We start from the raw sequence: 25,996 nt of genomic DNA on the forward strand, positions 1-25,996 counted from the left end.
CAATATCGATCAAGGACTTAATGTATCTATAATAACCGTGATTAAGCCGGTCTGTCAAGAATCCCTTGTCCACGAAGCTTCTCCCCCCCTCCTCTGATTACTTATTAAATTCGGTAACAAAAAATAAAAGAGCCCGGACTTTCTTGTCCAGGCTCTTCGGGTCGGGCACTTATATATAACGTGCGGTTACGGATCGCTCACAACCCAATATCCCGGATGGAGGCCCTTCGTATAAAATCTCTCCACCGCCCGTGCCGCCATCCGGTCCCAAATCGATGATCCAATCGCTATGCCGGATCACGTCCAGATTATGTTCGATAACGATGACGGTATTGCCTTTTTCCACTAATTTATCGATGATGCGCAAAATATTGGAGACGTCCGACATATGCAATCCCGTCGTCGGTTCATCAAGAATGTAGATATTCCCCTTTTTCGTTAATTCCCTTGCCAGCTTTAATCTCTGGCACTCCCCGCCGGACAGCGTGTTCAGCGGCTGGCCTAACGAGAGGTATCCGAGTCCCACGGTTTCCATGCTTTTCAGTTTGCCGCGAATGTCTTTCGTATCAAAAAAATCCAGGGCGTCCGTCACCGACATTTCCATGATTTCAACAATGTTCTTCCCCTTATACAAGTAGCGAAGCACATGTTGCTTGTAACGGCTTCCTCCGCATTCGCCGCAAACCACTTCCACTTTGTCCATAAATGACATATTGAGCTCCACGGTTCCGGTACCGCCGCAAGCTTCGCAGCCTCCCTCCGAATTGTAGCTGAACAGCCCGGCATCCACCTGATTCGCTTCCGCAAAGACTTTGCGAATCGCGGTCATGATATCGGAGTACGTGGCCGGATTCGAACGGATATTGGCATGGACCGGGCTTTGATCGATCCGAATGGCTTCCGGATAGTCATTGGCAAAAACTTCGTTGACGAGCGTACTTTTTCCGGAGCCCGCCACTCCCGTAACCACCGTGAAGATCCCTTGGGGAACGCGAAGCCTGGCTTTTTTCAAATTATGAAGACTGCTTATGCTGCTCTCCAGAAAGTCCGAAGCCGGACGGGGCTTGGCCTTGATTTCGGTTTTACGCGACAAATACTTGCCCGTAAGGGTATCGGAAGACATCAAACCCTCGTAACTTCCGCTATACATAATGGTTCCGCCTGCGGCCCCCGCATGCGGTCCGACATCAATAATATGATCGGCAACCTGGATGACGTCGGGATCATGTTCCACGACCAGAACGGTATTTCCCTTGTCGCGCAGCTTGATCAATAATTCGTTTAATCGATGTACGTCCCGGGGATGCAAACCGGTGCTTGGTTCATCAAAAATATACATTAACCCGGTCAGACTGCTGGATAAATGCTTCACCATTTTTACCCTTTGGGATTCGCCCCCGGATAAGGTCGGTGTTTCTCTTGTCAGATTCATGTAACTGAGCCCAATCTCGCAAAGATTGCCCAGACGTTCTACAATGCCGTCTACAATCGGCTTGGCCGGCGGGGTGTCCAGCCTCGACAGAACTTCGATTAACTCATCCAGTTGCATGTCCGTAAGGTCGTATATGGAGAATCCTTCGATTTTTGAAGACAAAACCTGTTCATTATAGCGCTTGCCATCGCATACCGGGCAGGTACGGGTTGTAGTATACTTGTCCAGTTTTTTCGCCCCGGCCTTGGTCGTTTCTTTTTCGGTTTTCACATTCAATCGCATGAATTTTACGGACAGTCCTTCATAGGTGGCATTAATACCGGTATCCATGTGGGTAACCACCACTTTTTGCGGGTCCGCATAAAGCAACTGTTCAAGTTCCTCTTTGTTGTAATCTCTTATCTTTTTGTCGTTATCGAAGAAACCCGACTCGCCGTAGGTCTTCCATTGCCAAGTGCCTGGGGCGAAGCCGGGCAATAAAATGGCGCCGTCATTCAGCGATTTCCCCCAGTCCAGCGCCGCATCGGCGTTCAAGGTGATGATTTTTCCGATTCCTTCGCATTTGGGACACATCCCGCTGGGATCATTAAACGAATAAGCGTTGCTATACCCTTGATGCGGTTCCGCAAAACGTGAAAACAACAGCCTTAAAAGAGAATTGATATCCGTTACCGTTCCTAGCGTCGAGCGGGCATTTCCGCCCAGCCGCTTTTGATCCACCACAATCGCCGTGGACAAATTGCTGATTTCGTCCGCTTCCGGCCTGCTGTAGCGAGGCAGAAAAGTCCGTACAAAACTGCTATAGGTTTCATTCAACTGGCGTCCTGCTTCCTGGGCAATCGTATCAAACACGATGGATGATTTTCCGGAACCGGATACCCCCGTAAAAATCGTAATTTTCCCTTTTGGAATCCTTACGTTAATATTTTTGAGGTTGTTTTCCCTGGCATTTCTGATTTCGATGAACTCTTGCGGCATGTCTATCATCTCCTTTAATGAAGTTGTCTTTCATGATGCGGTAAAAATTTCTTGCTCGTCATCAGGAGATGAGTGTACCAGTAAGAGGCTCCTAACACAAGTGAAAACATGGAGTAGACGCAAATTTCGTGCTGTGATATATAATGTCGCAGCAAATCATGAGATTGCGTAATAAAAAGAAGCCGCGCAGATCGCGGCTTCTAATGTTTATGTCCTCCGACAAGGAAGTCACACGGGACGATTACTTAATAACTACATAGTCCAAGTTAACCAGTTTAGCGTAAGTAACAATTTGGTCGGTTGTTAAGTTTAATGAAAGAACGGTATGGTGACCGCCGCCATTTTCGATCCAAGCTTTAACCCCGTCTTGGAAGTTCGGCTTCACGTTCCAAAGGACACGGGCCACTGGAAGCTTAGGAGCCGGAACCGTTGGCTCGAATGCGGAAACTTCGTTGATCAACAGCTTATAATGCGTGCCGAAGTCAGCCATGGAAACAACCACGCCGTCTCCTTTTTTGCCGTCAAATACTAAGCGGGCCGGATCTTCTTTACCGCCGATGCCCAATGGAGAAACGATAATTTTGGGTTTGTTGCTTGCCAACGTAGGATCTACTTCAAGCATATGGGATTGAAGGATGGATTCTTGGCCGGCTGTCAATTCGTAAGTGTAATCTTCCATAAATCCCGTGTTTTGGTTATGGCTCATCACTTTGAGCAAGCGATCCAGAGCTGCAGTCTTCCAATCCCCTTCACCGGCAAAACCATATCCTTGTGCCATCAAGCGTTGAACGGCAAGCCCCGGAAGCTGTTTCATACCGTGTAAATCTTCGAAGTTCGAGGTGAAGGCGTTGTAACCGCCATGATCCAGGAAGCGTTTAATAGCGATTTCATAGCTTGCTTGTACTTTTACGCTAGCTTCCCAGGCTTCTTTACTATAAGTGCCGTAATCAAATTCATAAAGGGATGCATACTCGGCAAACAAAGCATCGATTTCTTCTTCCTTCACTTCGTTCACGTATTGAACAAGGTCCCCGATTCCAAAGTAGTCGACAGTCCATCCAAATTGGATCTGCGCTTCGACCTTATCGCCTTCGGTTACGCCTACGTTGCGCATGTTGTCGCCAAAGCGGGCGACTTTGATATTAAAACTTTCGTTATAGGCAACCGCTACGTCCATCCATTCAGCAATTTGCTTCTGTACTTCAGGGCGTTCCCAGTAGCCGACGACAATTTTGTTTTGCTTATTCAAACGCGCATTGATAAAACCATATTCACGATCACCATGAGCCGCTTGGTTAAGATTCATGAAGTCCATGTCGATCGTTGCCCAAGGAATGCTTTCATTATATTGTGTTGCCAGATGAAGTAAAGGTTTTTGCAACAGCTTGGTTCCGCGGATCCACATCTTTGCAGGCGAGAACGTATGCATCCAAGTGATGACACCGGCAACTTCGTCACGATAGTTGACTTCTTTCATGATGCTGGTGATTTTCTCTGCGCTGACAGCCAAATCCTGCAATACCAAAGGATAAGGCAAAACTCCGCTTTTATTTAAAGCATCCGTCATTTCTTGGGCATGGGCTTTAACTTCAGCTAATGCCTCTTCCCCATAAAGATGCTGAGAACCTACGACAAACCAAAATTGTTTTGCTGCTACTGTTGACATATTCATCCTCTTTTCTATATGTTATTGTTTAATTACTTTTGCCCGTAGTAAGCGTTTTTGCCATGTTTTCGCAAGTAATGTTTATCTAAAATGCGTTGCGGCAATTCCTCCGCAAAATGGTTTAACTCTCTCGCAAATAAATTCATTTTCGATACTTCCTCCAGCACGACACTGTTCATGACCGCGGATTTGGCATCTTTTCCCCAAGTGAATGGTCCATGCCCCTTTAGCAAAACGCCCGGAACCGCCATAATATCTATGCCGCGCTGCTCAAAAGTTTCGATGATGACACGGCCTGTTTCCGCCTCGTAACCCCGATCTACTTCCTCTTGCGTCAAGAACCGTGCACAGGGAACGGAACCATAGAATGTATCGGCGTGCGTCGTTCCCATGACGGGAACATCAAGTCCTGCTTGAGCCCAGATGGTCGCCCAAGTGGAATGCGTGTGCACTATGCCTCCGATTTCGGAGTAATGCTTGTAAAGCACGGCGTGAGTCGGTGTATCGGAGGAAGGTCTCATATCTCCTTCAACCACATTGCCATCCAGATCAACAACGACCATATCGCTCGCTTTCATCGTCTCATAGCTGACACCGCTGGGTTTGATTACGAACAAACCGTTTTCACGGTCAATGGCGCTTACATTTCCCCACGTATATTTAATAAGTCCATGTTTAGGCAATTCCAGATTGGCATGAAAAACTTCTTCTTTAAGTTGTTCTAACATCTTGCTCCCTCCATTCTCACACTAAGTTGTCGACGGCGGCTTGCTCAATCGCCAGACCTTGTTTATATCGTTCGATAAAGGCTTCGAATCCTTTAACGTCGATTGGATCCGGGTGAATCTCTTGTCCCTCGACATCTTTGAACACCTTGTGGTCGAGGAAGCTGTCCAAGCTTTCTTCTGGATCTTTATTCATCATAAAAGAGGCAAGAATCGCCATTCCCCATGCGCCGCCTTCTCCGGCGGTCGACATCACGGATACGGGTACATTCATGGACGCGGCCATCATTTTCTGTCCGACGACTGGAGTCTTGAATAAACCGCCATGGCCCAAAATGCTATCAATAGCGACATTCTCTTCCTTCGTCAAAATGTCCATGCCGATTTTTAGAGCCCCGAATGCAGTGAACAGATGAACCCGCATAAAATTAGCCAGATTAAATTTACTCTCAGGCGAGCGAACAAATAGCGGACGGCCTTGTTCTAATCCGGTAATATTCTCACCCGAGAAATAACCGTAGCTAAGCAATCCGCCGCCATCCGGGTCGGCTTCCAATGCTTTATTCAGCATGACGCTGTACAATTTCTCGGTATCTACCTTTTGTCCCACGGCATCGGAGAATTCGCGGAATAATCCGAGCCATGCGTTGATGTCACTCGAACAGTTATTGGCATGAACCATACCAACCGGACTTCCGTCCGGCGTAGTGACCATATCGATTTCCGGATATACCTTTGACAGTTCCTTCTCGAGTACAATCATGGCAAAAACCGATGTTCCAACGGAGACATTCCCGGTGCGTTTCTTGACGCTATTCGTAGCGACCATGCCGGTTCCGGCATCCCCTTCCGGAGGGCACAGCGGAATACCTGCCTGCAGTTGGTTGGATGGATCCAAGATTTTAGCTCCCGTTTCGGAAAGCACTCCGGCTTGCTGGCCCGCAACATACACCTTGGGAAACAGGTCATCGAGCTTCCATGGATAACCTTTACCTGCCACAAGTTCATCAAACTGCTTGATCATGGATGCATGATAATTTCCCGTGGATTCGTCAATCGGGAACATGCCCGATGCATCCCCGACGCCAATTGCTTTACTTCCGCTCAGCAACCAATGAATATATCCCGCTAATGTCGTAACATAACGGATCCGAGGCACATGTTCTTCTTCATTTAATATCGCTTGATAAAGATGAGCAATGCTCCAACGTTCAGGAATATTAAACTCAAACAGATCCGTCAATGCTTTGGCTGCCGCACCTGTTGTTGCATTGCGCCAAGTCCGGAAAGGAACGAGCAATTCATCTTTGTCGTCAAAAGCCATATATCCGTGCATCATGGCAGAAAAACCGATCGAACCGATCGTTTGGAGGGTGATTCCATAATTCCGTTCAATTTCTTGCTTCATCTCGGAATAAGCTTTTTGCAGACCTTTGATAATATCCTCTAAACTGTAGGTCCAAAAACCGTCTTTCAACTGGTTTTCCCACTCATAACTTCCGGAAGCGATCGTTTGAAAGCTATGGTCAATGAGTACTGCTTTAATACGCGTGGATCCGAATTCAATGCCAAGCGAAGTTTCTCCGTTCACGACCGCTTGTTTCATGCTCACTTGATTCGACATCACGTTGGTCACCTCTCTGACAGCGCTTTTAATAAAGTAATGATAAGAATAATAAGCTTCTTGATTAACAGTTTCAGTATATTTTTTGTACGTACATTTGTCAATGCAGCGAATTATATATACATACAAATATAGATGGAATTAAGATTATTATTCTACATTTTAGGTGTTAATACTCAATTTATCTTTATACAGCTCCCCTTTTTACTTTTTTCACAATCATGCTATAATTTGTACATACAAATTCAACAAATGAAGTAATAACTAAGCGAACATGTATGGAAGAAGGAGTTACATGAAACCCAAATATCAGGTTATCCTTGATGATATAAAAAGCAAAATCCTCTCAGGAGATTACAACATCGGAGAACAAATTCCTACGGAGTCTGCCTTGCAGTCTCTGTACGAAGTAAGCAGACAGACGGTACGAAAAGCCATTTTAGAACTATCCAACGAAGGATTTCTGCGCAGCGAAAAAGGTTCCGGCACGTATGTCAGCAACCAATATCGATCAAAATCCGGCGGGAGTACCCATAAGAAAACCATCGGTGTCATCACGACCTACATTTCCGACTACATCTTCCCTTCCATCATCCGGGGGATCGAAAGCCGATTGAATGAGGATAATTATTCACTCCTGTTGGCTAGTACCAATAACGATGTTGAGCAAGAAAAAAAGGCGCTGGAAATGATGCTGTCCTATGGCGTGGATGGTTTAATTATTGAACCTACGAAAAGCAATTTATACAATCCCAATATCGCTTACTACCTGTCATTCAAAGAACAAGATATTCCATTCATTATGATCAATGCTTTTTATGAAGAAATAGAGGTGCCCTTCCTTTGTCTCGATGACGTGCAGTCCAGTTATCTGGCAACGAGAGAGTTGATTCTGAACGGGCACACCCAAATTGGTCTTATTGCAAAAATGGATGACTTACAAGGGAAGTATCGTATGAAGGGGTATATCAAAGCGCTGGGAGAAGCCAAATTGCGATTTTATCCGGAGCAAGTTTTTTCATTCGACACGGAGACGAAACAGGCGCTCCCCACAAACTTGAAAGATTTTTTGGATAAAAACAGAGATACGCTCTCCGCGCTTGTCTGCTATAACGACGAGGTGGGGCTGGAAGTGGTCAATGCCTGCAGGCAGCTGGACATCTCCATTCCGGAGGAATTATCGATTATTGGCCAGGACAATTCCTATATCGCCCAAAACGCGAACATCAAACTAACCACGTTGACACACCCGCAAGAAAAAATGGGCCGTGATGCAGCGGATTGGGTCATTAAGAAATTACAAGGAAAGAAGGACCTGCCTAACAACACCTATTATCAACCGGTGTTAATTGAAGGTGAAACGGTTATAAAGAAATAATTGAGGACTACACCATCTGCATGGCAGATGGTTTTTTGTTTTAACCGGCTAAAGCTAGAATAAAAAATGGTACACAACGGAGCCAAGTGCAGCCCACATCATGTACCAATTTCGAATCAATTTCAATAATATTAAAACACTTTTGTTGTCCAGGACTCGCAGTTCCAGGTTTCCGTCACGACATCGCGGTAGAATTCCGGTTCGTGAGAGATAAGCAGAATGCTTCCCTTGTATGCTTTAAGCGCACGTTTCAGTTCATCCTTGGCGTCCACATCCAGGTGGTTGGTCGGTTCGTCAAGAACGAGCAGATTCGATTCGCGGTTGATCAGTTTGCAAAGGCGCACCTTCGCCTTCTCCCCACCGCTCAGCACCGCAACCTTGCTCTCGATATGCTTCGTGGTAAGGCCGCATTTGGCGAGAGCCGCGCGTACCTCGAATTGGCTAAACGAAGGAAACTCATTCCAAATTTCCTCGATGCAGGTATTGTAGTTGGCCTCTTTCATTTCCTGCTCGAAATATCCGATCTCCAGATTTTCACCGAGACGAACGGAGCCTTCGAGAGCCTGGATTTGACCTAAAATGCTCCGTAGCAGCGTGGTTTTACCGATCCCGTTCGCCCCCACAAGCGCGATCTTCTGACCGCGTTCCATGCGGAGATTCAGCGGCCGGGATAACGGCGAATCGTAACCGATGACCAAATCCGTCGTTTCGAAAATCAACTTCCCGGACGTTCTGCCGTCTTTGAAGTTAAACTGCGGCTTCGGTTTTTCTTTGGCCAGTTCGATGACGTCCATCTTATCGAGCTTCTTCTGACGGGACATCGCCATGTTGCGCGTAGCCACGCTCGCTTTATTCCGGGCCACGAAATCCTTCAGGTCCGCAATTTCTTGCTGCTGGCGCTTAAAGGCCGATTCCAGCTGCTGCTTCTTCGCTTCGTAAACCTGCTGGAAGTAGTCGTAATCGCCCACATAACGGTTCAGTTCCTGATTTTCCATATGATAGATCAGGTTGATTACGCTATTAAGAAACGGAATATCATGCGAGATCAAAATGAACGCATTTTCGTACTCCTGCAAATACCGTCGTAACCATTCGATATGCTGTTCGTCCAGATAGTTGGTGGGCTCGTCAAGCAGCAAAATATCAGGCTTTTCAAGCAGCAGTTTGGCAAGCAGCACCTTCGTCCGCTGTCCGCCGCTCAAATCATTGACGTCCTTGTCCAGTCCGATATCCGTTAAACCCAGGCCTCGGGCGGTCTCTTCAACCTTGGAATCGATCAAATAAAAATCCTGATTCGTCAGCGTATCCTGGATCGTACCGACATCCTCCAACAGCTGCTCCAGTTCTTCCGGCGTCACGTCGCCCATTTTGGCGTACATGTCGTTCATTTCTTGTTCCATGTCGAACAGGTATTGGAAGGCTCCGCGCAGGACATCGCGAATTGTCATTCCTTTGCTCAGCACCGCATGCTGATCCAGGTAGCCGACACGGGTACGTCTGGCCCACTCGACCTTCCCTTCATCCGGTTGGAGCTTGCCGGTAATGATATTCATGAAGGTGGATTTCCCTTCGCCGTTCGCTCCGATCAGTCCGATATGTTCCCCTTTCAGAAGGCGGAAAGATACGTCTGTGAAAATCGCACGGTCCCCAAAACCGTGACTGAGTTTTTCTACGTTTAATATGCTCATGAATTAACACCTTTTCTATTTATATATACTCGTCATATTATATATGGAATGTGCGCTTTGCAACAAGTCCTTGACGACAGTAAATCATTTACTTAGGCACTTAATGCCATTCATCGGAGTCCATTCTTTTGTTAAAATAAGCAATGACTTGCTCAGGTATGCTCTCGGGATAATGTATCCCCTTTAACTTGCATACCTCTGCGGCATCCTTCCTGAATAAAGTTATGCTCTCTTTCACGGCTGCTTCCAGGTCGCCGAAACCGGCCCTTGGAAAATAAGATTTCAGATGCCGTTGTTTTTCCTCCGGAACGCAATGTTTAACTTTACTCTCCCACGAACCCCAATCTAACGTATCGTATTGGCTTAACAAGAGGTTTACATGACTATGAAACAAGACATCCACATTTTTAATTAATTTAAACAGATCTTGTCGTTTAAAGTATTTGATCAACATCTCGGTATGAATCCAGTAAGTATCCATGGCTCTGATTGGGTCGGGTATGTAATTATCCGTACGATAACCTTGTTCGAGGAACGCCGCTACTTCTCCGATCCGGTCAAAAATAATATGATCCCTCGTACAACCCTTGCAATGCTGCCTGCACATCCATGCCTCGGGATGATCATAGTTGATCATAAAAAAATCAAACTGATGCAATTGATTCCCTAGACGGATCACGCTGCAATAATTCTTGAAATGGGCGTCATTAAAGTCTTCTCCCCAGAATATCAAAAGTTCGTCCGAAGCTTTGGCAAGCACCTTCGGGACATCTGCCGCGAAGTCTTCAAAGTCGCGATCTCCCACCAGAAAAACCGGATCATAATCCGAGTAGATGTCTTCCGCCCCTCTGGTTATGGAACCGTAATGCCACCCGCCCTTGCAACGTTCATCTTCTTTCAATAACTCTACGACCCTTTGAAACACGGCCTCTAAATCTTTATGCATGGCCTTGCCCTCCTGTAATGGATATATAGTCATCTTACAATCTCCATTTCCGAAAGGATTGTCATATCCTGACTACTTATTGTATAAAATTAACTTCCGTTTGCCGGAGATATGACTGTTATGATCAAAGCACCGGAAAGCAGCGGCAAACCGGATTCAAGCGAATGGAGTTTATACTTAATACCCCTGCTTCGTAAAGTAGCAGGGGTTTTGGGGTTCAGTTACAATGTCGAGTGCTTTTGCCTTCAGATTAGCCTTCTTAGAATCATACTGGCTTGCGTAACCTTGCCATCGGCCAAATGCTTGTCCAGAGCGGTAATTAATTGGCTCGTTACCAGATCCGTTACTGATTTTCCTTAGCTGCTTTAAGTTTGGCGAGTTCGGTTTCCACTTCATCCTGCTCGCTCCAGCCCGTCGGGGAGGCATTTCTTGTATCCGTGCTTCGATAAGCAAGTACTCCGGATTCGAGTGTCATGATTTTTTGCTCCATCCGATCGAACCCGCGCGAAATCTTGCTAACGTCGGCAGGCGAGGTCGTTGCCGCCGTTGCCCGCAAGGCTACCGCAGCTTGACTGCGTGCCAGCAGGAAGGTGAGCTTATCGCTCAGCTCTTTATGCAGGTCCATAAGCCGGCCGATTTCCTCACGTAGGGCCTGGGTCTGTTTCCGGATCGCTTCGCGCTGCTCCAAATAGGTTTGCTGCAGCTTCGAATGGCTCAATTTCTCTTGGATGGCCAGCCTGGCGATGTCTTCTTCCTTCCGTTCGACTGCAAGTTCGGCCTGGCGGGCCCTCTTATCGATCATTTGACCGGTTCTTGCTACCAACAGATCGTATTGCTGTTCAGCGGCAAACTGTTTCTCCAGAGCCAATCGTGCCTGATCGATCTGTTCCTCCAACTGTCTGATATAGTGCTTGGCCATACTGACCGGATCTTCCACCAGATCCAGCAGGCGGTGTGTGTCGGCGGCGGCAATATCTTTAATTCTTGTGAAAATTCCCATGAAAATCATTCCTCCTAATGTTGTTTGCGTTCCCATTCATCCAGGAACCGTCCCCGGCTTTCTGAGGTTTCCCCGTAAGACGGAAAAACGTTTAAAGCGCGAGGAGTTATATATTTACGGTTATTTGCGATCCTTCTATATAACAAGAAAGCAAGGATCAAAACAACCATGCCCCAAATGGGGGTAAGTAAACTCAGCGTACACAGAGCGGCGAATACGGCACCTGCCCATTTAAGCCCGCCCTTCGCCTTGAGGAAAAGCGCGATTCCACCGGACAAAACGGCGATTTGAAGCAGAACTAGCCATACCGGATTCACTTCTGGGGTTGCGGCAGTGTTCGGTTTCATGAACACGGGATTTCCGTGATGTCCATGCCTAAGTGGTTCTTGCCATAGTTGCCGATGCTGGACGCCTTCATGTAACGGAACAAAGCTTAATTTTAATAGTGCCGCAAGGAGAAAGATGGAACCGAAACATACTGCGATGGATATTAGAATTGTAGATCGTTTCAATGTCTTTCACCTCCTTTCTTCCATCCATGTTTGTATGATAAGACAGGAACCTTTAACGAAACTTAAATGAACAAATTGAATTTGAGGCCCTCCGTTTTTGGAAAATACAAAAAAGGACGGTTACCGGCTTGGCGCCGTTACCGTCCTTATCATGAATACAACCTTAGCGGGCGCGTCTCTTACCTTACATAGCGTCCGTCTGAATCGCTTGCTTGAACTGGCTGTTATAAAGCTCGCGGTAAACGCCTGAGAGCGCAAGAAGTTGCTCATGGTTGCCCTGCTCTACAATCTTTCCGCTTTGGATGACAAGAATACGGTCCGCATCCCGGATCGTACTGAGCCTGTGGGCAATAACGAAGCTGGTGCGTCCTTTCATCAATGTTTTCATCGCATGCTGGATATGCATTTCCGTCCGCGTATCTACGCTGCTCGTTGCTTCGTCCAGAATCAGGATGGCCGGATCGGCCAGAATTGCCCGAGCAATGGTCAGGAGTTGGCGTTGTCCGTGGCTCAGATTGCTGCCTTCCGATTCCAGCATCGTATCATAGCCGTGCGGAAGCCTGGCGATGAATCTCTCCGCATTCGCGAGCCTTGCCGCTTCTTCTATCTCCTGATCGGTCGCATCGAGGCGGCCGAAGCGAATATTGTCGCGAATCGTACCCGAGAACACATGCGCATCCTGGAGTACCATCCCGAGCTGCCGGCGAAGCGCGTTTTTGTCCAACTCCCGGATCTCCCGGCCGTCGATAAACACGTTACCGTCATGGATTTCATAAAATCGGGTCAACAGATTGATAATCGTCGTTTTCCCGGCACCCGTCGGCCCGACAAGCGCGATCTTCTCGCCCGGTTTCGCTTCGAACGACACTCCGCGCAGAATCGGTGCATCCGGCTTATAGCCGAACGATACGTCATCAAATTTGACTTCCCCGCTCAATCTGGACAGTTCTAGTTCGCTCCCTTTTTCATCCCCGTATTCGGACGGCATATCCATGACTTCAAACACCCGCTCCGCGCCGGCGATCGCCGACTGGATCAGGTTGTACTGGTTGGCCAGCTCGTTGATCGGCCGCCCGAATTGCCTGGAATAATTAAGGAAGCTAACGATCACGCCCACGGTGGCTATATCATGATAAGCCATCCAGCCGCCGACGCCCGCGATGAGGGCAAAGTTCAGGTTGTTGATCAGGTTCATGACCGGGCCCACAAGGCCGGAAACGATCTGCGCCTTAATGCCGACCTTATTCAAGTCACCGCTGATGCTGCGGAAGCGGCGAACTTCAATCTCTTCCCTGCGGTACTGCTTTACTACTTTTTGCCCGCTAACCGTCTCTTCGATAAATCCGTTGAGCTCACCCAAATGACGTTGCTGGTTTTTAAAATAAACCCGGCCCAAGCCCGTGATTTTACGGCTTGCCAGCAAAACTAGCGGAATGGTAAGCATGGCGACAACCGTAAGCGGAATGTTAAGCGAAATCATGATCACGAGCGATCCGCTCAGCGTAATCAGGCTGTTCAGCAACTGGGTCACGCTTTGATTCAACGTGTTCGACACATTATCGATGTCGTTGGTGGCCCGGCTCATCAGTTCGCCGTTAGGATGCGTATCAAAAAATTGAACAGGCAACTGCTGATACTTGGCAAACAGATCGCGCCTGAGCTCGAACACCGTATTTTGCGACACAGAAGTCATGACATATGCCTGTACCCAGGCTACCACGCTCCCTAACAGATAGATGCCCAGAAGGAGCAGACAAAACCGGACAAGCCCGTCCATATCGCCGGGAATGACCGCGGTATCGATGGCCTTGCCGAGCAGGTAAGGCCCGATCAGGGAAACGACCGCATTCAGCACGGTAAACACATATACTACGATAAGTCCGGCCCGCTGGCGGTTTAAGTAAGCCCAAATCCGCTTGATCGTAGCTCCCCGGTGTTTGGCTCTTACGATCGGCACGTTACCTCGACCGGGTCCTCCGCCGGGACCTTGAGGTCCTCCGCCGAAACCGCCGGGACGTCCGGGTATGGGGATCGGAGTACGGTTATTTACGTTAGGCATGGGGCGCCTCCTCTCCTTTCAGCTGCGACTGCCGGATATCCCGGTAAATTTCACTGCTTCGCATCAGTTCTTCATGGGTGCCGTGGGATACGATTCGGCCGTTCTCCAGGATCAGGATGTCGTCGGCGTCGATGACGGACGAGACCCGCTGTGCGATCAATATGTTGGTACTGCTTCGCATCCGCGTTTTCAGCAGTTGCCTGATTCGGGCCTCGGTAACGGCATCCAGCGCACTGGTGCTGTCGTCCATGATGAGGATTCTCGGAGCGATCAGCAGAGCGCGAGCGAGTGAAAGACGCTGCTTCTGTCCGCCGGACAAATTGATGCCGCGCTGACCAAGCTGAGTGTCATACCCTTCGGGAAGTCCGGTAATGAAGCCGTGGGCTTCCGCGGTCATAGCCGCCTGCACCACTTCTTCTTCGGTAGCGTCCGGACGTCCATACCGGATATTGTCGCGGATGGTGCCGCTGAACAGAATACTTTGTTGCATTACGAATCCGATCTCGCTACGAAGATGATCCAGGCTAATATTACGGATGTCCGTTCCGTCGATTTCAATGGAACCGGACGAAACTTCATAAAGCCTTGGAATGAGGCTGACGAGACTCGACTTGCCTGCGCCGGTGGCGCCGAGAATGGCGACCGTTTTACCCGGTTCGGCAATGAAACTGATATCTTCCAGGACGAGATTTTCGTCCGTCGAATTATAAGCGAAAGATACATGATTGAATTGAATCCGGCCGGCGTGGATCACATCGGATTCCGTCGATGTAGCGTCGGAAATTTCGCTTGTTGCGGCAAGCACTTCGTTTACCCGGTCCGCCGAAACCTTTGCCCTGGAGACAAAGGTGAGCGAATTGCTCAGCATCATCATCGACATCAACAACTGAGTGACGTAATTAATGAAGGCAATTAAATCGCCGACGGGAAGTTCTCCGTTCCAGTTCTTAAGGCCGCCGAACCAGAGCACGGCCACAATGCTTACATTCAAAACAAGCATCATAAGCGGCAAATTCAGTGCCATGAGACGGATGGCTTTGATCGCGTTGCTGGTATACTCCGTATTAGCGTCATTAAAACGCTTTTGTTCTTCTTTTGAGCGAACGAAAGCCTTGATCACCCGGATGCCCGACAGATTTTCCTGCAATACCGTGTTGACGCCGTCGAGTTTCTCTTGCATTTTTGAGAATAACGGAAAAGAAAGAGAGATGATCGCATACAGAATGACGAATAACAACGGGACGGACACGGACAGGATCAGCGTCAGGGACGGACTGATCCGGATCGCCATCACCAAACTGCCGACAAGCAGCAACGGAGAACGGACGAACGAACGCAAAATCATTTGCACAAATGTCTGCAATTGTCCTACATCGTTCGTTAACCGGGTAATGAGCGAGCCTGTTTTCAGCCGGTCCAAATTGCGATTCGAGAACGTCTGGATGTGTTCAAACAGCTTGATCCGCAAATCATTGCCGAAACTTTGGGAGGCGATGCTTGAAAATACGGTGCAACCTACCCCGCCGATCAGTCCGATGAAGGCTACGCCCAGCATCGTTAACCCCGTTGAGACAATGTGATCCAAGTCGTTCGTTAAGAGACCATCATTTACGATGCTTGCCATCAGCGCCGGCTGCATCAAATCCATAATCACCTCGACCACCATCAATAGCGGCGCCAGTACGCACCACAGCCAATAGGGCCTAATAAATTTCTTAAGCTTCAGCATTCATTTCACCCAATTTTTCTATGTACATGACCATGCTCCTTATTATACATATACATTTGTATACGATTCTTTTATGTATACAAATGTATACGAGGTGTTAACGTCATGTCAAGATTAAAATTATCATGGGTACGGCATACTTCGAATGTAATGAAATTCATTAGATTCTGGATTTCGGATTGTGGTAAGATAGAACTCATGCGGTTTTAAGCCGTTTTTCTTTCATTTTTTGAAAGGGTTGGGTGAGGGGTTACAATGGAAGGAAGGTTTTTTGTTGGTCCACCAAGAGAAACAGACACCATCGCAGGCAAAGGAGTATACATCACCTGATCCAACTTCCCGCCTTACCCCAAGCTTTTGGCGACGGGAGGCTTTGGCAGGAACCGTTTCATTTTTTGCGATCGTCTATATTATTATAGTCAATTCGTCGATATTGGCGGATGCCGGCATTCCCCAAGAAGCCGGGATTATTGCCACGATTCTTGCATCGGCTGCAGGCTGCTTCGTGATGGCTTTATGGGGCAAAGCTCCCTTGATTATCGCTCCCGGTATGGGGATTAATGCCATGTTCACCTATACGCTTGTTCAAGGTATGGGTTTAACCTGGCAGCAAGCGCTGGCGGTGTCCATGATGTCGGGGATCTGTTTTTTGGCCATCAGCATGAGCTCTCTCGTCGAGAAGTTACGCGAGGCCATCCCTGCTTCGCTTCAAGAAGCGATCTCCGTAGGTATCGGTCTTATGCTGGTCCTGATCGGCTTGCATAAGGGAGGCGTTATTCTTCCGGATAACGCCTCGGTTATAGCCGTACAATCATTCACGAACCCCGGTGTCGTTGTAACGCTTGCCACTTTGGTATTAACGTGCATTTTGTACATGCGGAAGGTTCCCGGCAATTTACTGCTGTCCATTATCGGCGGAACAATGCTTGCCTTATTATTCGGCGTTAAGCCTTCGGCGTCAGGAAGCTTTGGAAGCTTCTCATGGTCTTCTTACGGAGAAGTTTTCGGACAATTATCGGTAAAAGACTTGCCTGTTACGACCCTGATTGTCGCTGTCTTTTCGCTTACGCTCGTCATCGTGTTCGAGAATGTCGGTCTCATTAACGCCCAATTGAACATGAGCGGAAAACAAGGGCGCTTCAAACGTGCCATGCAAGCTACTTCGTTCTCCGTCTTTCTTAGCGGCATCTTCGGGACAAGTCCTACCGTATCGACTGTCGAGGCGGCAGCCGGGATATCAGCCGGAGGTAAAACAGGCTGGACATCGGCATTTACCGGAATCTTATTCTTGTGTTCGCTGATTGCAATGCCCGTGATCACGCTCGTTCCGGATCAGGCCGTCGCGCCGATCCTTATTTTCATCGGTGGTTTGATGATGCCGTCCGTTCGAAGCATTTCTTTTGAACGCATGGAAAAAGGGCTACCCGCCTTCTTCATCATCGCTTTCATTCCGCTCATGCATAGCATCGTGGACGGAATCGCGATTGGCTTCATCAGCTACGCATTGTTTCATGCGGCTGTCGGCAAATGGCGCGAAGTGAAGCCCCTCTTCTATTTCATTTCGCTTCTCTTCATCTTGCATTTTGTGCTTCAGGCCATTTGAGTCCAATTCATAATTCAGGCCCGTCCGAACGATTTGGCGTTCGGACGGGCCTTTTCATATATATTACAGTTAAGCTAAATTCGTAATCTTGGATGCAATCGGTGTTCTCGGTTTGGCCACCGGAACTTCCGCCGGATAGCCGACTCCCAATACGCCAACGACATCGCAATCTTGCTCTACGCCGAGTATATCGCGATTTTGCGGCAAATTCCCCATGGATGACCAATAAACGCCTGCCCCCGCTTCATGAGCGGCTAACATGAAGTTTTGCACGAAACAAGAAACGGCCATGACATTTTCATCCCGTTCGAAAGGAGTGGCTGCGGGTTTGGACAATATGGCGAGGACGACAGGCGCCCCGCCAAAATCCTTTTTATGATTTAATTTCGATCTGGTCTCCGGCCCGACGACAACAATTTCCCAGGGTTCGTTCAACCGATGATTAGGCGCATAGCTTGCCGTCCCCAACCAGGTAAGCAATTCGCTTTCAAGAATGGGATCCGGTTTAAAGGATTTGATCGTTCTGCGGTTTTTGATCGCATCAGTTATTGTCATGGTTTACATCGGCTCCTTTACTTTTAGAATCGTTATCGAAAATGGCTTCACGCAGCTCAAATGTATGAATGAACTCCTGAATGATCGCATCGGTTGCCTTCAGTTCGCCGCTGATGACTTGCTTAATGGACTCATATTCCGGTTGTTCCAGCTGCTTCTGCAAAGTCGAACGCTTGATGTTTAACCTTTCAAGAAAAGCTATCGCCCGGCCTCGGCGAAAAGTCTGGGCACTTTGGGGCCGTTGTTTGCCGTTCGGATCACATTCATGCCCTCCACGGCTTTCCATATGCTCTCTGTAACCGTGATTCTCTCTATGTTTATGTCTTCCCTCACGCATTTTACATCTCCTCCTCAGAGTTGTATACATTCGTATACGTCATTGCTTTGTATACAAATGTATACGAACTTATGCAAGGATGTCAAGTTATGTTTCTTGAGAAGAATTGGCCGGATATATCGAAAATCCTTTTTTAGCTGCTATAAAAAAAGCACCAGCAGCCGCTGATGCTTCTTGGATAACAATGTTAGGCAATACCGTTAACGATTTGTCTCAAAGCCTCGCTGATCGGGGTTAGCGGCCGGCCGAGCAGTTGTTCGAAATCATGGCTTTCCACCTCGAGAGTCCCTTCTCGAATCCCCTCCTGGATGCCGACAAGCATAGGGATCACGAAATCAGGTACCCCGGCATTTTTCATGATTTCCGCATATACAGCGTCGCTGACCTGCTGAACAGGCACCTCTTTGCCGATCACTGTTCCCAAGGCAGATGCCATTTCTTCCTGTGACAAAAGCTTGCCTGACAGCTCATAGATTTTGTTATTATGTGCATCTCCTGTTAGTACAGCTGCGGCGGCCTCGGCATATTCTTGCTGCAGTGCCCAGCCCACTTTGCCGTTACCCGCCGATGTTACCCAAGGAGCTCCTGCCAGGACGCCTTGGATGCTCGATACTTCATTTTCCAAATACCAGTTGTTACGCAAGAAAGAATATGGAATACCCGTTTTCAAAATAGCTTCTTCGGTTGCTTTGTGCGTTGGCGCAAGCATATTTTTACTATCTTGAGCGTTTGCCAAGCTGGTATAGGCAATAAATTGAACTCCGGCACGTTCAGCGGCAGAAACAGCATGCTGGTGCTGGCGAATTCTCGTTTCATTATCTCCGTCCGCAGAAATGATCAACAATCGATCAATCCCTTTAAAAGCGGTTTCTAATGTTTCAGGATGATCGAAATCCCCATGGCGAACATCTACCCCACGATTGCGTAGTCCTTCCGCTTTCAGCGGATCTCTTACACTGACCGCCAGTTCATTGGCGGGTACAGTTTTCAAAAGTTGCTCTACTACCTTTGCTCCCAATTTCCCTGTTGCGCCTGTAACTAAAATTTTCATGAATATTACCTCCCAAAGAATATTGTTGTAATGAAAGTTGTTATAACCATTAAAGTTACAACAAGTGTATAAGAAAAGCTCATTAAGAGCTTTTACTTGAACTTTTCGATCAGCTTCTGCACTGTCACTTGTCCCAATCGTTGCTCCATCGCAGATTGAGCTTCTCTCAAATCATCTTGTAGAACTTCCTCGATATTCCGTCCAACCGGGCAAGCAAAGTTCGGCTCTTCGTGTATGCGGAACAATTGGTTCTCTTCCGTCACATTCACGGCCCGATAGACATCAAGGAGCGTAATCCGATCAGGAGGTTTAAGCAAGGAAGCGCCGCCTACTCCAGGTCGGACATCCACTAATCCTGCCTTTTTTAGCATCCCCATAATTCTTCGGATTACAACGGGGTTCGTATTAACGCTGCTCGCAATGTAATCTCCGGTACAATCTTGCGGACTGACGGCAATCAGAGAAAGAGTGTGCACTGCCATCGAAAATCGCGTACTAATCTGTTTCATTTGGTATCACCACCGGTTGTAACCATTGTAGTTACTTCTAGAGGCATTGTCAATATATCAAGACAAGATACAGCCTATAACAACTGTATCCTGTCTTTTTGATCAGCCCGGGTTATGATTCGGACGGTTTGTTTCTATTTTTTTCATAAGCTTCATCTGAAGGAATATTCAAAATGTTTGACTGTTCCGGTAAGAAGCCTGTAGGCGTATGGGGGCGAGTATCCTCATAAATAGTATTCGGGTCTCCATCCGTTAGATCGGGTTCATGTTCATACGGCATATTCTTCCCTCCTTGTGCGGATAGATTGCCCTTATCACAAGGCTTTATTCGGCTTCGTGATTGTTTCTTTCTTTCCAGATCCTAATAAGATGAGTCTATAAAATACAAAAAGCAGCCATGGCTGCTTCTCATCTTTTGTTCATTGATATGTATCTCCAAAAGGCAAATCGTTAAATTCGAGGGTTTACCATCTAATCAAGTCCGCTGTCATCCGTGGTTTCGTATCCATAATCGATTGTTTCTGTCGTGCCGTCGCTGTACTCAAGAATGAACTTATCAATTTTGATTTTATGTAGTGCCCCTTGGTAAGTAAACAGATCAAATAGGATCATGTCTCCTTCCGGCTCAATCGGCCCCACATATTTTAATGAAAAATTGCTGTCCCCTGTAAATTCGTCATGTGACGGATCCCCTACCCTATTATAGGTGCTGAGCTCGGCCGTATAATAATTGATCGTTTTGCCGGTCAGGTTCTTCCCTTCCCAGGTAACTTTGATGCCTTCGGCACTGTTAATGCTGTAATTGAACGTGATAGGAGTACCGATTTCTCCGCCAGTTGAAACGACCTCGGCCGATTCGCTGGCGGAGAGATCCGTATCGTCCTTGGATGTCTCCAAAGAATTGCCGTCCGATGATTCAGCTATGGAAATCGTTTCGCCCGATTCAGCCGGAGCGACTTTGTTCCCAGCAGATTCAGGATCAACGTTTGCCGGGCTATCCGCTAGCTTCACGTTTCCGCCTAACTGAATGGAAGGCGCTGCATATACGCCGGCAATAAACGAGATAATCATCACCAATAAAAATGACAAAACCAAATTGAGTTTTTTCATGCTGCCATTTGCTCCTTGTGGGTAAATTAAAATAACTTTAATAACATTACCACAAGGACCTTAGACCTAACAATTTATTTCTGATTATAAAAATAGGTCTTTCATCATTCCGAACCCCCCATGATCATCTGATCCAATGTCGTTCCGCCGAGAACCATGGGGTAAACATTCTCATCCTTCGGTACGACAAATTCGACAAGAACAGGGCCGGAAATCTCCAGGGCCTCGTTCCAAATCCGGAGCGCCTCCGTTTTCGTATGCGCCCTTAATCCTCTGATTCCATAAGCCTCCGCCAATTTTACGAAGTCCGGGCTTCCGGCAAGATCGATATGGCTGTATCGATGCCGATAGATGATTTCCTGTTGTTGTTTGACCATTCCCAGTACTTGATTATTAATGACAACGATTTTGACGGGAATGTTATGAATGGCGCAGATCGCCATTTCCTGGGCACACATTTGCATCCCGCCGTCGCCGTTTACCGATATTACGAGCCGATCAGGATTTCCTACCTGAGCGCCGATGGCGGACGGCAATCCAAATCCCATCGTTCCGAAACCTCCGGAGGTGATCAAGGAACGAGGATGATTGAATTTATAATATTGAGCCGCCCACATCTGGTGCTGGCCTACATCCGTCGTAATAATCGCTTCGCCTTTCGTGGTTTCATGGATCATTTCGATTACGAACTGGGGCTTAAGCTCACTTTCGGAATCTTTATACCGTAAAGGAAACCGGGTTTTATTCTCCTGAATTTCGGTAATCCACGTACTTGATCGGGAAGATAATGCATTTTTATTTGCATAGCCAAGCACAGCTTTGATATCGCCAATGCAGGCAATATCCGTTTTCACATTCTTCCCGATTTCCGCCGGATCGATATCGATATGCGCGATCAACTTAGCCTGCGGAGCGAATCCATCCAGTTTCATCGTGACGCGGTCGTCGAACCTGGAGCCGATCGAAATGACCAAATCGGCGTGTTGGATCGCCATATTCGCCGCATAAACGCCATGATGCCCAAGCATGCCTAACCATAACTCATGGGCACTCGGGAATCCCCCGAGACCGAGCAAAGTAGTTGCCACGGGGATGTTTGTTTTATTGACGAACTCCAACAGTTCATTCGATGCATTCGAATAGATTACGCCGCCCCCGGCAATAATGACAGGCTGTTCGGCTTCCGCAATCGCCCGAATCAAAGCGTCGATTTTTTCCGTTTCAAGCTTCGGATCGGCCTGATAGCCTCGCAACTGGATAGCGCCGGATGACGACCGGGTATCCTGTATCTTCTGGTTGGATACATCCTTGGGAATGTCGATCAATACCGGACCCTTTCTGCCCGTATTGGCAAGATGGAACGCTTCATGAATGATGAAGGGCAAGTCATTCGCGTCACGAACCAAATAATTATGTTTGGTAATGGGCATCGTAATGCTAGTAATGTCCGCTTCCTGGAAAGCATCCGTACCAAGCACACTTGTCGGAACGTTACCTGTAATGATGACAAGCGGGACGGAATCCATATAGGCGGTTGCAATGCCGGTTACCAAATTCGTCGCTCCCGGACCGGATGTGGCGATCACAACCCCCACTTTCCCCGTCGATCTGGCATATCCGTCGGCGGCGTGGATGGCCCCCTGCTCATGCCGCGTCAAAATGTGTCTGAATTCCGGATTGCCGAGCATAGCATCATAGATATAAAGAACGTTACCGCCCGGATATCCGAATACGCATTCCGTACCTTCCCGGAGCAAGCATCTTAACAGCATTTCCGATCCGGTAATTAACTCCGGGGATGGTTTTTGCAACCCCTGCCGATCCATCTCGTTCATCTTGGTTTTCTTCATGAGTGGTTCCCTCCTAATAAAAAATAGCCCCCTTCATCCCGGCCGGCCTAACATTTGCCATGCCAAAGGGACGAAAGGGGTTCATTTCGCGGTACCACCCTGATTTGCCGGGAATCTTGCGATTCCGGCCTCATGAGGAAAGGAGAAATCTCCTTACCTGCAGCACGGTAACGGGTGCCATTCCGTTTGAGCCTACTCGTGGATGGGCGACTTGACTTGACGCCAACTTTCGGTCAACAGCTTCGAGACGACATCTCGCAAAAGATTATGGCAGAAGTTTCAGCATTCCCCCTGCTCTCTGGGCATAAGTGCTTTTGCAATTTAATTCTCTTCATCGCTTTACATATAAAATTAAAAACCCCTTTCAGCCAAAGCCGACAGAATACGCCTGTCAAGCTTAGGGACGAAAGGGGTTCATTTCGCGGTACCACCCTGATTTACCGGGAATCTTGCGATTCCGGCCTCATGAGGTAAGGAGAAATCTCCTTACCTGCAGCACGGTAACGGGTGCCATTCCGTTTGAGCCTACTTGTGGATCGACGCCTTGGCGCCAACTTTTTTCGGTCAAAAGCTCCGAGGGCGACATCTCGCAAAGGATTACGGCAGAAGTTTCAGCATTCCCCCTGCTCTCTGGGCATAAGCGCCTTTTGCAATTTAGTCCTCATCATTGCCAAATTATGTTAGGCATCATCTTAACAGAAATATTTTGAATAATCAACATGTTCCTGAAAATTCCACTAGAGCTTAATCACCTTCGTAGCCACATTGCTGCAAAATTCACGGTCATGCTCCACAAACAGCAGGGTTGGCGAGTATTCCAGCAGCAGCTCTTCGATTTGCATCCGGGAAACGACGTCGATAAAATTCAAGGGTTCATCCCAGATATGCAAATGAACTTTCTCGCAGAGACTTTTGGCGATCAGCACTTTCTTCTTTTGGCCGCCGCTGAAGGAAGATATATCCTTTTCAAATTGTACCCTGGAGAAATCAAGTTTTCTTAGAATCGCTTTGAACAAGCTTTCATCGATCTCCTGATCTCTGGCGAAGTCCGTTAGATTTCCTTGTAAATGGGAAGTATCCTGCGACACATAGGAAATTTTAAGCTGACTGCCTTTTCTGAACGTGCCCGAATACTGAATATCCTCGCCGCAAATCAGTTTAATGATGCTGGATTTCCCCGAGCCGTTCTTCCCGGCAAGTGCAATTCGCTCCCCTTGACCGATCGTAAAACTTAGATCTTGGAAAACGGTTTTCTCTCCGTAAGAAATCGAAACATGTTCGAGCTCGGCAAGCTGATTCTTGTGATAAGGAAGTTGCGAAATTTTCAGGGTTTCTGAGCCTTCCACGTTCTTAAGAAGCTTCGACTTTTCCTCAATGGCGGAATGCTGTCTCTGTTCCATGGATTTCGAGCGTTTCATCATTTTGGCCGCTTTGTGGCCTACATACCCTTTATCCAGCTTGGAACCGGAATTTCTCGTGCCATTTTTACTTTTCTCCACGTCATCCGACCACTCGCTTGTTCGTTTTGCCGAATTTGCCAAGCGCTTGATATCTTTTCTCAACTTTTCGTTCTCGGCAAGCTCGAATTGGTCTTGTCTTTGCTTATTTTCCCACCAATCGGAGAAATTGCCTTTTTGAATCTCGATGTCCGTCTTGTTGATGGATAAGATGTGATCTACGCAGTTATCGAGAAAAGCCCGGTCGTGAGATACCAGAATGAAACCGTGCTTGGATTTCAGATAATCGCTTACAAGTTTTCTTGCGTCCATATCCAGATGATTCGTGGGCTCGTCAATTAACAGAAAGCTGTTCTCCTTCAGAAACAATGCAGCCAACAGCACTTTCGTCTGCTCTCCGTTAGACAGGGAATCGAACGGCCGGTACAACACATCTTCCGATACCTTTAACCAGGAAAGTTCGCGCATCAATTCCCAATGAACGTAATCCGGATAGATGTTGCTGATGACATCCAGGGTATTGTATTCTTTGTTTTCCACATGAAATGGAAAATAGTCAAAAGAAACATCGGCAGAAATCGTGCCGCTATATTCGTACTTGCCAAGCAACAAGTTGAGAAAAGTTGTCTTTCCTCTGCCGTTTCTTCCCGTAAATCCTAATTTCCAATCTGTATCAATTTGAAAATCGACGTTCTCGAATATGCTATCGTAACTTCCGTCATAGGCAAACGTCAGGTTTGTAACTTTAATTAATGACATGAATTTATCCTCCTGTATCAAAAAAATAAAAGCTACAAGAAAGTTACTTTCTTGTAGCTCAAATAATAGATACAACAAATCCAACCCAAAGACGAAGTTAGATAAGGATATATTGTTTGAGTTAATAAGAGATCGTAACTTTCTTGCACATCAAAAATAAAACTAGCGAAAACACTCGCTTTTTCGTTTTATTTTGCAGCAAGAAATTTTACATGATCTCCTTCAACTCCAGTTCTCAAATTAAGGGTATATTAACATAACTCCGTGCGATTTTCAACAAGTACAGAAGGTGAAACCTTATTTCTAAATCGAAGTTGTTTGTAGTATTTCGCTAATTTGAGCTTGAATATTACCGGTACATACACCGCCGTGATAGGTGATCACTGTTTCGATATCCAACGCCTGGAATTTACGAATGGAATCCAAAGCCGACGCGTGATCTAAAGTAAAATGGGGATCGAAAGATTTGAGAACTCCATTTTCCGAAGTTAGTGCATCCCCTGTAATCAACGTTTTACTTGGAATGTGGTACAGAGATATGTGGTCCGGCGTATGGCCGGGTGTGAATATGATTTGAATCCCGCCGGCTAATGGAAGGATATCCCCGTCTTGAAGTGTCCGGTCCACTTTTACGGGCGGAGCCATGAGCTTGCTTTTGAGTAGCGGGGTTTCCCCGGCTAAGTAGGGTACTGCTCGTTCATGGGCAAGCACTTGCGCGCCTCCCTCGCGAGCTTGTACAAGTTCCGGGAGACTGCCGATATGATCGCGGTCCTGATGCGTTATGATAATTTTCGTTATTTTCTCCAATGAAAGAGATTCCTGTTCCAGCACCCTCCGAATCAGTTCCAGTTGACCGGGAATTCCCGTGTCTACAAGAACGACGTTATGGTCATCCCACAGCAATGCCGGATGAACTACAAACGGTTTGCCCTCCACGTCCATATCCAGACTAATTGCTTTAATTCCCGCGTTAGAAAACGGCATCTGACGGAACATCCTCTCTATTTTTCATAATAAGATTATGTAGG

Annotated in this window: 21 protein-coding genes; 2 read left to right on the plus strand and 19 right to left on the minus strand. The window is 47.3% G+C overall.

Features of this window, described 5'->3' with window-relative positions; all coding sequences use genetic code 11:
* Positions 1–169 precede the first annotated feature (169 nt).
* The 4 genes from ACLB09_RS06155 to ACLB09_RS06170 form a co-directional block, all read right to left on the minus strand.
* Positions 170–2,410 (minus strand): ATP-binding cassette domain-containing protein, encoded by a 2,241-nt coding sequence (locus ACLB09_RS06155; RefSeq protein ID WP_410768867.1) that lies wholly within the window; start codon positions 2,408–2,410, stop codon positions 170–172.
* A gap of 241 nt (positions 2,411–2,651) precedes the next feature.
* Complete coding sequence (gene araA / locus ACLB09_RS06160; RefSeq protein WP_410768868.1) at positions 2,652–4,076, minus strand: L-arabinose isomerase; 1,425 nt, start codon at positions 4,074–4,076, stop codon at positions 2,652–2,654.
* 32 nt (positions 4,077–4,108) lie between these two features.
* Positions 4,109–4,804: an L-ribulose-5-phosphate 4-epimerase gene (locus tag ACLB09_RS06165; protein WP_410768869.1), complete on the minus strand. Its 696-nt coding sequence runs from the start codon at positions 4,802–4,804 to the stop codon at positions 4,109–4,111.
* 16 nt (positions 4,805–4,820) lie between these two features.
* The gene (locus ACLB09_RS06170; RefSeq protein ID WP_410768870.1) at positions 4,821–6,425 is read right to left on the minus strand and encodes a xylulokinase; all 1,605 of its coding nucleotides are present in this window, start codon (positions 6,423–6,425) and stop codon (positions 4,821–4,823) included.
* A 295-nt stretch (positions 6,426–6,720) separates the two neighbouring features.
* Here ACLB09_RS06170 and ACLB09_RS06175 point away from each other — a divergent pair, with 295 nt between their 5' ends.
* Positions 6,721–7,803, plus strand: a complete 1,083-nt coding sequence (locus tag ACLB09_RS06175) for a GntR family transcriptional regulator (protein ID WP_410768871.1) — start codon at positions 6,721–6,723, stop codon at positions 7,801–7,803.
* A gap of 131 nt (positions 7,804–7,934) precedes the next feature.
* Here the strand turns inward: ACLB09_RS06175 and ACLB09_RS06180 are convergent, their stop codons facing one another.
* The 6 genes from ACLB09_RS06180 to ACLB09_RS06205 form a co-directional block, all read right to left on the minus strand.
* Complete coding sequence (locus ACLB09_RS06180) at positions 7,935–9,491, minus strand: ABC-F family ATP-binding cassette domain-containing protein (protein ID WP_410768872.1); 1,557 nt, start codon at positions 9,489–9,491, stop codon at positions 7,935–7,937.
* Positions 9,492–9,591: 100 nt separating this feature from the next.
* Entirely contained in the window at positions 9,592–10,437 is an 846-nt protein-coding gene (locus tag ACLB09_RS06185) for an aminoglycoside 6-adenylyltransferase (RefSeq protein WP_410768874.1), read from the minus strand.
* A 343-nt stretch (positions 10,438–10,780) separates the two neighbouring features.
* The gene (locus ACLB09_RS06190) at positions 10,781–11,437 is read right to left on the minus strand and encodes a PspA/IM30 family protein (RefSeq protein ID WP_410768875.1); all 657 of its coding nucleotides are present in this window, start codon (positions 11,435–11,437) and stop codon (positions 10,781–10,783) included.
* Positions 11,438–11,451: 14 nt separating this feature from the next.
* The gene (locus ACLB09_RS06195) at positions 11,452–11,784 is read right to left on the minus strand and encodes a hypothetical protein (RefSeq protein ID WP_410768876.1); all 333 of its coding nucleotides are present in this window, start codon (positions 11,782–11,784) and stop codon (positions 11,452–11,454) included.
* 349 nt (positions 11,785–12,133) lie between these two features.
* Complete coding sequence (locus ACLB09_RS06200) at positions 12,134–14,008, minus strand: ABC transporter ATP-binding protein (RefSeq protein WP_410768877.1); 1,875 nt, start codon at positions 14,006–14,008, stop codon at positions 12,134–12,136.
* Complete coding sequence (locus tag ACLB09_RS06205; protein ID WP_410768878.1) at positions 14,001–15,737, minus strand: ABC transporter ATP-binding protein; 1,737 nt, start codon at positions 15,735–15,737, stop codon at positions 14,001–14,003. The genes ACLB09_RS06200 and ACLB09_RS06205 overlap by 8 nt, the downstream gene beginning before the upstream one ends.
* 373 nt (positions 15,738–16,110) lie before the next feature.
* Between ACLB09_RS06205 and ACLB09_RS06210 the strand changes: the two genes are divergently transcribed.
* The gene (locus tag ACLB09_RS06210) at positions 16,111–17,340 is read left to right on the plus strand and encodes an NCS2 family permease (protein ID WP_410768879.1); all 1,230 of its coding nucleotides are present in this window, start codon (positions 16,111–16,113) and stop codon (positions 17,338–17,340) included.
* A 69-nt stretch (positions 17,341–17,409) separates the two neighbouring features.
* Here ACLB09_RS06210 and ACLB09_RS06215 read toward each other — a convergent pair whose 3' ends face one another.
* From ACLB09_RS06215 to ACLB09_RS06255, 9 genes are all read right to left on the minus strand, one after another.
* Positions 17,410–17,895, minus strand: coding sequence for a nitroreductase family protein (locus ACLB09_RS06215; RefSeq protein ID WP_410768880.1), 486 nt, complete (start codon positions 17,893–17,895; stop codon positions 17,410–17,412).
* On the minus strand, positions 17,882–18,232 hold the full coding sequence (locus ACLB09_RS06220; RefSeq protein WP_410768881.1) for a hypothetical protein: 351 nt from the start codon (positions 18,230–18,232) through the stop codon (positions 17,882–17,884). The genes ACLB09_RS06215 and ACLB09_RS06220 overlap by 14 nt, the downstream gene beginning before the upstream one ends.
* Positions 18,233–18,419: 187 nt before the next feature.
* Entirely contained in the window at positions 18,420–19,283 is an 864-nt protein-coding gene (locus tag ACLB09_RS06225; RefSeq protein WP_410768882.1) for an SDR family oxidoreductase, read from the minus strand.
* 92 nt (positions 19,284–19,375) lie between these two features.
* Positions 19,376–19,792, minus strand: a complete 417-nt coding sequence (locus tag ACLB09_RS06230) for an Rrf2 family transcriptional regulator (RefSeq protein WP_410768883.1) — start codon at positions 19,790–19,792, stop codon at positions 19,376–19,378.
* Between the two features lie 112 nt (positions 19,793–19,904).
* Positions 19,905–20,072, minus strand: a complete 168-nt coding sequence (locus ACLB09_RS06235) for a hypothetical protein (RefSeq protein ID WP_410768884.1) — start codon at positions 20,070–20,072, stop codon at positions 19,905–19,907.
* Positions 20,073–20,263: 191 nt separating this feature from the next.
* Positions 20,264–20,902 (minus strand): hypothetical protein, encoded by a 639-nt coding sequence (locus ACLB09_RS06240; RefSeq protein ID WP_410768885.1) that lies wholly within the window; start codon positions 20,900–20,902, stop codon positions 20,264–20,266.
* A gap of 104 nt (positions 20,903–21,006) precedes the next feature.
* Positions 21,007–22,752 (minus strand): biosynthetic-type acetolactate synthase large subunit, encoded by a 1,746-nt coding sequence (gene ilvB / locus ACLB09_RS06245; protein ID WP_410768886.1) that lies wholly within the window; start codon positions 22,750–22,752, stop codon positions 21,007–21,009.
* Positions 22,753–23,489: 737 nt separating this feature from the next.
* Positions 23,490–24,968, minus strand: a complete 1,479-nt coding sequence (locus tag ACLB09_RS06250) for an Lsa family ABC-F type ribosomal protection protein (protein ID WP_410768887.1) — start codon at positions 24,966–24,968, stop codon at positions 23,490–23,492.
* A 303-nt stretch (positions 24,969–25,271) separates the two neighbouring features.
* Positions 25,272–25,952 carry an MBL fold metallo-hydrolase gene (locus ACLB09_RS06255; RefSeq protein ID WP_410768888.1) on the minus strand — a complete coding sequence of 227 codons (681 nt, stop codon included), beginning with the start codon at positions 25,950–25,952 and terminating at the stop codon, positions 25,272–25,274.
* Between the last annotated feature and the right edge of the window lie 44 nt (positions 25,953–25,996).

The organism is Fontibacillus forbon (genome assembly GCF_046559655.1).
In the GTDB taxonomy this organism is placed as follows: domain Bacteria; phylum Bacillota; class Bacilli; order Paenibacillales; family Paenibacillaceae; genus Fontibacillus.